The sequence below is a fragment of the Mumia sp. genome (genome assembly GCF_028803055.1).
In the GTDB taxonomy this organism is placed as follows: domain Bacteria; phylum Actinomycetota; class Actinomycetes; order Propionibacteriales; family Nocardioidaceae; genus Mumia.
Genome location: NZ_JARBCJ010000168.1, coordinates 1 through 7,035, shown reverse-complemented (window position 1 = coordinate 7,035; position 7,035 = coordinate 1). Strand labels below are relative to the sequence as shown.

At 72.3% G+C, this 7,035-nt stretch carries 9 protein-coding genes; 5 read left to right on the top strand and 4 right to left on the bottom strand.

All coding sequences use genetic code 11. The annotated features are described in order from the left end of the window. Positions 1-113: 113 nt before the first annotated feature. A complete protein-coding gene (locus tag PV363_RS14245) occupies positions 114-1,514 on the top strand; it encodes an MFS transporter (protein WP_301022651.1) in 1,401 nt (466 codons plus the stop codon). Between the two features lie 6 nt (positions 1,515-1,520). Here PV363_RS14245 and PV363_RS14240 read toward each other — a convergent pair whose 3' ends face one another. Both PV363_RS14240 and PV363_RS14235 read right to left on the bottom strand, forming a co-directional pair. After that, positions 1,521-1,817 (bottom strand): zf-TFIIB domain-containing protein, encoded by a 297-nt coding sequence (locus tag PV363_RS14240; protein WP_220344145.1) that lies wholly within the window; start codon positions 1,815-1,817, stop codon positions 1,521-1,523. 4 nt (positions 1,818-1,821) lie between these two features. Next, on the bottom strand, positions 1,822-2,046 hold the full coding sequence (locus PV363_RS14235; protein WP_220344146.1) for a hypothetical protein: 225 nt from the start codon (positions 2,044-2,046) through the stop codon (positions 1,822-1,824). A 59-nt stretch (positions 2,047-2,105) separates the two neighbouring features. Between PV363_RS14235 and PV363_RS14230 the strand changes: the two genes are divergently transcribed. Beyond that, positions 2,106-2,495, top strand: a complete 390-nt coding sequence (locus tag PV363_RS14230) for a nitroreductase family deazaflavin-dependent oxidoreductase (protein WP_301022650.1) — start codon at positions 2,106-2,108, stop codon at positions 2,493-2,495. Between the two features lie 7 nt (positions 2,496-2,502). On the opposite strand, the gene PV363_RS14225 is transcribed toward PV363_RS14230, so the two are convergent. Further along, complete coding sequence (locus tag PV363_RS14225) at positions 2,503-3,378, bottom strand: LysR family transcriptional regulator ArgP (protein WP_301022649.1); 876 nt, start codon at positions 3,376-3,378, stop codon at positions 2,503-2,505. Positions 3,379-3,447: 69 nt separating this feature from the next. Here PV363_RS14225 and PV363_RS14220 point away from each other — a divergent pair, with 69 nt between their 5' ends. The 3 genes from PV363_RS14220 (at position 3,448) to PV363_RS14210 (ending at position 6,436) form a co-directional block, all read left to right on the top strand. Next, entirely contained in the window at positions 3,448-4,068 is a 621-nt protein-coding gene (locus tag PV363_RS14220; protein ID WP_255566298.1) for a LysE/ArgO family amino acid transporter, read from the top strand. A gap of 81 nt (positions 4,069-4,149) precedes the next feature. Next, entirely contained in the window at positions 4,150-5,823 is a 1,674-nt protein-coding gene (locus PV363_RS14215; protein ID WP_301022648.1) for a serine/threonine-protein kinase, read from the top strand. Between the two features lie 85 nt (positions 5,824-5,908). Beyond that, the gene (locus tag PV363_RS14210; protein WP_220344150.1) at positions 5,909-6,436 is read left to right on the top strand and encodes a DNA starvation/stationary phase protection protein; all 528 of its coding nucleotides are present in this window, start codon (positions 5,909-5,911) and stop codon (positions 6,434-6,436) included. Between the two features lie 43 nt (positions 6,437-6,479). Here PV363_RS14210 and PV363_RS14205 read toward each other — a convergent pair whose 3' ends face one another. After that, the gene (locus tag PV363_RS14205; RefSeq protein ID WP_301022647.1) at positions 6,480-7,013 is read right to left on the bottom strand and encodes a class I SAM-dependent methyltransferase; all 534 of its coding nucleotides are present in this window, start codon (positions 7,011-7,013) and stop codon (positions 6,480-6,482) included. Positions 7,014-7,035: the final 22 nt, after the last annotated feature.

The following is a 7,035-nucleotide window of genomic DNA, read 5'->3' as shown; positions in this document are numbered from 1 at the left end:
TCGTGCGGAACACCCAGTAGATCCGATCCGCTCGGCGAAGAGGGCGGTCTCGAGGTCGAGGTCGAGGTCGGTGTTCGTGCAAGACCTTTCGTGAGAGCAGCCGGGGGACCGCGATGTCGCTGCCGCAGGGCGATGTGAGCGTCCCTCGTGGGGCGCCGTCGCGAGGATGGACCCTTGCCGCTGTCGCCTGCGGCACCTTCCTGATGCTCGTCGCCTTCACGATGCCGCTCGCGACGATCGTCCCCACGGCTGCCTCTCTGGACGCCGGAGTCGCCGGCCGGACCTGGGTCCTCAGCTCGATGAGCATCGGGTTGGCGTCCGCGCTGCTGACCAGCGGGGCGGTCGCCGACGACTTCGGCCGTCGCCGCACCTTCGTGGCAGGGCTGTTCCTGATGGCCCTCACGAGCGTCGTGTGCGTGGTCGCGCCCGACACAGTCACCTTCGTGCTCGCGCGCGTCCTGCAAGGTGTCGGTGGCGCCGCCGTCACCGCCTCGAGTCTCGGCATCATCGCCCATACCTTCCCCGCGGGACCTGGACGCGCGTCGGCCAGCGGCGTGTGGGGTGCCGCGCTGGGCGCGGGCATCGCCGTCGGACCGGTGGTCGCCGGGCTCTGTGACGCGTGGGTGTCATGGCGTCTCGCCTACGCGCTGCTGGCAGCAGCCTGCGTCGCGACGGCGGCGCTCGCGCTGGGCGTGGTGAGGGAGTCGCGCGCGGCCCGTCCGCGTCCGGTGGACCGGTGGGGCGGGTTGCTCCTCGCTGTCGGGCTCGGGAGCCTTCTCGCGGGTCTCGTCGAGAGCCGTCAGGATCTCGGTGATCCGTCGGCGCTCGCGCTGTTCGGTGGTGCCGTCCTCGCGCTGGTGGCTTTCGTCGCCGTCGAACGGCGAGGCCGGGCGCCGATGCTCGACCTGATGCTGCTGCGCCATCGTCGGTTCCTGGCCGTCACGGTCGCCGCGTTCGCCACGGGCATGGGGATCATCGCCCTGTTCTCGTTCATGGCGGTCTTCCTCGACACCGGCTTCGGCATCGACGCGCTCGGTGCCTCCCTGCTCCTGCTCTCGTGGTCGGCGACCAGCGTGGCGGCGTCCCTGCTCGCACGTCGGATCCCTGAGCACCGAGTCTCGGGCCGGGTCCAGCTGGCGATCGGTCTGGTCGGCGTCGCCGTCGGTCAGGCGGGACTCGCGGCGGTCGGGCCGGACACGTCCTGGCCCCGCTTCGTCCCCGCTCTGCTCGTCGCAGGGGTCGCGAGTGGTGTCCTCAACGCCGCGCTGGGTCGCGAGGCTGTGGCGGCCGTGCCCGTGGGCCGCGAGGCGATGGGTGCAGGGGCCAACAACACCGCCCGCTACGTCGGCTCGGCGATCGGCGTGACCGTCGTCGCCGTCATCGTCGCGAGCCACGGCACGAGCCGGCAGGACCTCTTCGACGGGTGGAACGTCGCCGTCCTCCTCACCGCGGCCTTCTCGCTCGTCGGGGCGGCCGTCGTGCTGACGTGCCGCCCCGCCCGTGATGCTCGGTGAGGCCGTTCAGTCGAAGAGGTCGGACAGCCAGTTCTCCTTCTTCTTGCGCCTGGGGGACCGGTCGTCGTAGCGGCGGTCGTCGTAGCCGCGCTGCTGGTACTGCTGCTGCGGCGGCGCCTGCTGGTACGAGCCCGGAGACGGCGGTGACGGTGCGGCGGGGGCCGACTGGGAGCCGGCGCGGTCGATGATCTTGTCGAGCTCGCCACGGTCGAGCCACACCCCGCGGCACTCGGGGCAGTAGTCGATCTCGATCCCGCTGCGTTCGCTCATCACAAGGGTGGTTTCGTCGTTCGGGCATCTCATGGGCTCATCCTCGGGGGTCGGAGGAGCCTTGCCAAGCGTCGTCGCTGCTGCTGCGCGAGCCGAGGAAGGCGAGGAGTCGTGGATCGGTCGATGTGAGGCGGTCGACCTCTTCGCCGCCGTCGCACCGGCATAGTGTCACGGTCGCCGCCGACGAGCTGTGCGCGACCACGCGCCACGTCCCGCCCGCGCGCTCCCAGCGGGTCAGCACCTCGACAGGCTCCTCGGTCATGCGCCCATCATGCGCCGTTCTTCGTGGCGTGAGGGCCGCGCGCATGAGAGCGTACGACCATGGTGCTCCCGCGACGCCTTCGTCGGGTCAACCGCGTCGGGCTCAACCGGCTCGTCGTGCACGTCGCCCCGTGGCTGCCCGGACTGGGGGTGGTCGTCCATCGGGGCCGCCGGTCCGGCCATGTCTACCGCACACCAGTGATGGTCTTCCGCCACGGTGAGCAGATCGTGGTCGCGCTGCCCTACGGTGACGACACCGACTGGGTCCGCAACGTGCTGGGACCCGGCAAGTCGGCGGTCGTGACGCGGGGACGTACGCTCCCGCTCGTCTCCCCGAGGATCGCGCGCGACCCGCAGCACCGCGCCGTGCCGGCGCTGGTCCGCCCGTTCCTTCGCGCGCTGGGCGCCGACAGCGTCCTGACGGCGGGGACCGTCCCTGCCGCCGGATGAGCGCCGATCAGCTCAAGTGCCGGCGAGCGCCTGCGTGCACGGCGTCCGACAGCAGCGCCAGAGGTCGCGACTCGAGCTGCGCCAGGTGCCAGAAGAGCCTGACGTCGATCCGCGTGCGCTCGCCGATCTCCCGCACCGCTCCCGTCTGCTCCAGCGCGGCGGACTGGAGGTCGGGAAGCATTCCCCACCCCAGCCCGAGGCGTACGGCGTCGCGGTAGGCCTCCGAACCGGGCACGTAGTGGTGCGGAGGATCGACGCGGCGGCGGGTGACCCGTCGGACGAACCGGTGCTGGAGATCGTCGAGGCGGTCGAACTGCACGACCGGCGCCGTCGCGAGTGCGGCAGCCGAGACGCCGTCGGCGAACCACCGTGCGACGAACCCCGGCGTGGCCATGGCCCGGTAACGCATCGTCCCGAGACTCGTCACGGTGCACCCGGGCACGCGTCCTGGGTCCGCGGCGACCGCGGCGAGGACGGTGCCGTCGCGCAGCCGTCCGAGCGAGTGCTGCTCGTCCTCCCGGTGGACGTCGACGCACACCTGGTCGGCGACGACCGCGATCGAGGGGACGAACCAGGTGGCCAGCGAGTCGGCGTTGACGACGACGGGGATCGTGACCGGTCCTGGGTGTGCGACCGACGGCACGAGGTCGGCCAGGAGGAGGTCGACCTGGCGGGCGGCGCGCAGCACGGCGGCGCCCTGCTCGGTCACCGCGACGGGACGGGTACGGCGGACGAGCACGCGACCGGTCGCCGCCTCCAGCGCCTTGATGCGCTGGCTCACGGCGGAGGGGGTGACGTGGAGCGACGCGGCGGCCGCCTCGAAGCTGCCCTCGCCGACCACGGCCGCGAGCGTGCGGAGCTGGTCGAGGGCCAGGTCGGTCATGAAGCGCTCCTTCATCTGCTGAAGGAAGTTTAGCTGGATTGGATGACGCGCCGCGCCTACCGTCGAAGCATGGAGACAGGAGGTGCGATGTCGGTCGTCGTGGCAGGGATGGTCACGGGTCTCTCGCTCATCGTGGCGATCGGCGCCCAGAACGTCTTCGTCCTCCGGCAGGGTCTGCGTCGCGAGCACGTCGGTGCGGTCGTCCTCGTCTGCGCCGCCTCGGACACCGTCCTGATCGCGGCGGGGGTCGCCGGCGTGGGATCGCTCGTCGTCCAGGCCCCAGCTCTGGTCGCGGTGGCTCGTTGGGGCGGGGCTGCCTTCCTCACTGCGTACGGGCTGCTCGCGGCACGGCGCGCGTGGGTCGGCGGCCGGCTGGAGGTCGACGACCGTGGCGCCCCGGCGTCGCGCGGGGCCGTGGTCGCGACAGCCGCCGCGCTCACCTGGTTGAACCCGCACGTCTATCTCGACACCGTGCTGCTCCTGGGGTCGGTGGGGAGCTCGTACGGAGGTGACCGTTGGCTCTTCGCGATCGGCGCCGTAGCGGGAAGCTGGGCCTGGTTCCTGGGCCTCGGGTACGGCGCGCGGACCTTGCGTCCCGTCTTCTCCCGGCCGGGCGCCTGGCGCGTCCTGGACGCGGGGATCGCCGTGGTGATGCTCGTGATCGCCGTCTCGTTGGTCCGCCACGCCTGACGCGGCGTGCCGTGACGAACGTCTCGGAGATCGCCTCGTTGTTACGCTCGAACGAGCATCGACGACGGTTGAGAGGGGCACATGGCAGCGGGCGACACCGCGGAGGACCACGTCCCGACGGTCCAGGGTCCGGACCCTCGGGCGGACGGGGCTGCCCCGACGGTGCACCTCGCGACAGGCGCCACGCTTCCCCGCGACCCCACCTCGGCCGCGGTCGGGCCCTACCAGCTCCGGGTGCTCCTCGGGTCGGGTGGCTTCGGTGCCGTGTACGTCGGAAGTGCCGCGGGCGGTCCGCCCGTCGCCGTGAAGGTGCTGACGTTCGAGGGGTCGGGAGCGCGGGAGCGGTTCGCCCGAGAGGCGGCGCTGCTCGACCGGCTCGGCGGCAACGGGTTCCCCCGCTACATCGACGGAGACCTGCAGGCCGCGCGCCCGTGGTTCGCGATGGAGCTCCTCGAGGGCGTCACGGTGGGTGACGCCGTACGCCATGCCGGACCGCTCGCTGTCCCGACCGTCGTGGTGGCGGCGCTCGACGTCGGGCGTTCGCTCGGGCGGCTCCACGGTCTCGGCTACGTCCACCGTGACGTGAAGCCGGCCAACGCCGTCCTCGCCGGCAGACGAGCCACGCTGATCGACGTCGGCATCGCCAAGGGCGACCACACCCATGACCTCACCTCGACTGGCGAGATGGTGGGCTCGGTCGCGTGGGCGGCGCCCGAGCGGTTGACCGGGGACCGGGCCACCGCGGCCACGGACGTGTACGGTCTCGGCCTGCTCGTCGCGTTCGCGTCCTCCGGTCGCACCCCGTTCCCGCGAGGAGACGACGCGGCGACGCTGAGCGCCGTGGCCGAGGGCCGGATCGACCTGCGGGGCGTTCCTGACGCGCTGGCCCCTCTCGTGCTCTCGGCGACCGCGGTCTCACCGGGCGACCGTCCTCCGATGGAGGAGGTGGTCGCCGAGCTCGTACGGCTGGCCCCGGACGAGGAGCGGCCGGTCGCCAAGCCGACGGCGCCTCGGCCGCCCGAGCCCCGGCCGGTGGTCGCGCCTGTCGTGACACCGGCCGCGCCCCGTCCGCGGAGCGTGACCTCCCCGCCGCAGACGGTCGCCGTCCCCGCGCCAGCGGCCGCTTCGCTCCCTCCCGACGGTCTCCAGCGGCTGCTGGACAACGGCCGTCTCGCGGTCGAGCTCGAGGCCGCCCACGCCCGGGGGTACGACCGGGCGGCTGTGGAGGTGGTGTCGCGAGCCCAGCGGCACACGCACCGGCGCTCCGTCCGCGCGCTGGATCCCGCCCGTGTGAAGGCCACGATCTGGCGTCGCAACCGGTGGTGGGACGGCCAGTTCGCCCAGCGCCGCCGCTTCCCCGACACCGACGAGGGCTGGAAGCAGGAGCGGGCGCTGATCCGTCGCGGATGGTGGAGCGACAAGGGGGCCGGTCTGGTCGCTCTCGTCGGCATTCTCGCCGTCCTGGTGGGCTGCCTCTCCGGTGCCGACGCTGCCGTCCGGGCGCCGTTCGCCTGGATCGACCGCGTGTTGCCGGTCGTCGAGGTCGGTGGCCGGGCGATCGCCTGGGACCTCCTCGCACTCCTGCTGGTCGTCGTCGGGCTCCTCGTGCTCGCGGCTCGTTGGTCGGCAGAGGCCCGCCGCGACCGCGGCGTGGGGCCACCACAGATGCTCCGCCTGGCCCCGGGACTGATCACGACCGGTGTCACGGTCGTCGCGGTGGCCGCCCTGCTCGTGGTGACGGGCCTGGCGGGTTGACGAGACGTGGGCCACACCGGTGGAAAGGTCCTCGCATCCGTGCTTGCCTGGGAGGGCCAGCACAAGCGATGACGTAGGAGGAAGCATGGGCAAGACGATGAGCCGCGGCGACAGCACCACGGTGGATGCCCCGTACCGCGCGTCGAAGCAGATGGCCGACCACCTCCAGCAGATCCACGTCGACCTGATCGACCTCCACATCCAGGGCAAGCAGGCGCACTGGAACGTCGTCGGCAAGAACTTCCGCGACCTCCATCTCCAGCTCGACGAGATCGTGGCGGCCGCACGTCAGTTCTCCGACGACGTCGCCGAGCGGATGAGGGCGATCTACGTGACGCCGGATGGTCGGGCAGCGACCGTGGCCAAGCAGAGCAGCCTGCCGGAGTTCCCGTCCGACGAGGTCGACACCGGCGAGACGGTCGACCTGATCACGAGCGCGCTCCACGCGGTCGCCGCGACAGCGCGGCGCATCCACGACGCCGTCGACGAGGAGGACCCGACGACGGCCGATCTCCTCCACGCCGTTCTCGAGCGCATCGAGCAGCTCGCGTGGATGGTGGAGGCCGAGAACCGGATCGCCAACCGCAGCATCCCGCGTCCGATTCACGAGTGACCGTCTGACGCGCGACCGACGGACACGTCCGTCGGTCGCCGCGTCATGACTGCCGGTCTCGTTGGCAGGTGGCGGTGAAGCCCGCGAGCCGCGGACCCGAGGCGAACGCGGTCACCACGTCGAAGCCCCCGCCGCGCAGCGAGGCGACGACCGCGTCGGCGACCCTGCGGGCGACCGAGCCTGAGGGCGTCTCGTAGAACAGCCAGAACGAGCCGCCGGGCCGCAGCAGCCGCCGTAGGGCGCGGCTGGGCTCGGCAGCGTCGCCGGTCCAGAAGAGGTTGACGTTCACGGCGAAGACGAGGTCGCGCGAGGCCTCGAGAAGGCTCGGGGCGACGTCCTCGACCGATCCGCGGACGACGTCCCAGCGGGCGTCGCCCGAGGTCGCCTCGCAGCGCCGCCGAGTGCGTTCCTCCGCAACCGGCGAGCGGTCCACGCCGAGATAGCTTCCGTCCGGACCCAGGCGTTCGAGCACGAGCTGCGCCGCCACCCCGCCGCCGCCGCCGACCTCGAGCACGTCGCTGTCGGGGTGCAGGGGGAGTGCAGCGACCGCGGTGGCGTGACGTACTGGGGCGGGCATGTCTCAGCGTACGGCGCCGGCC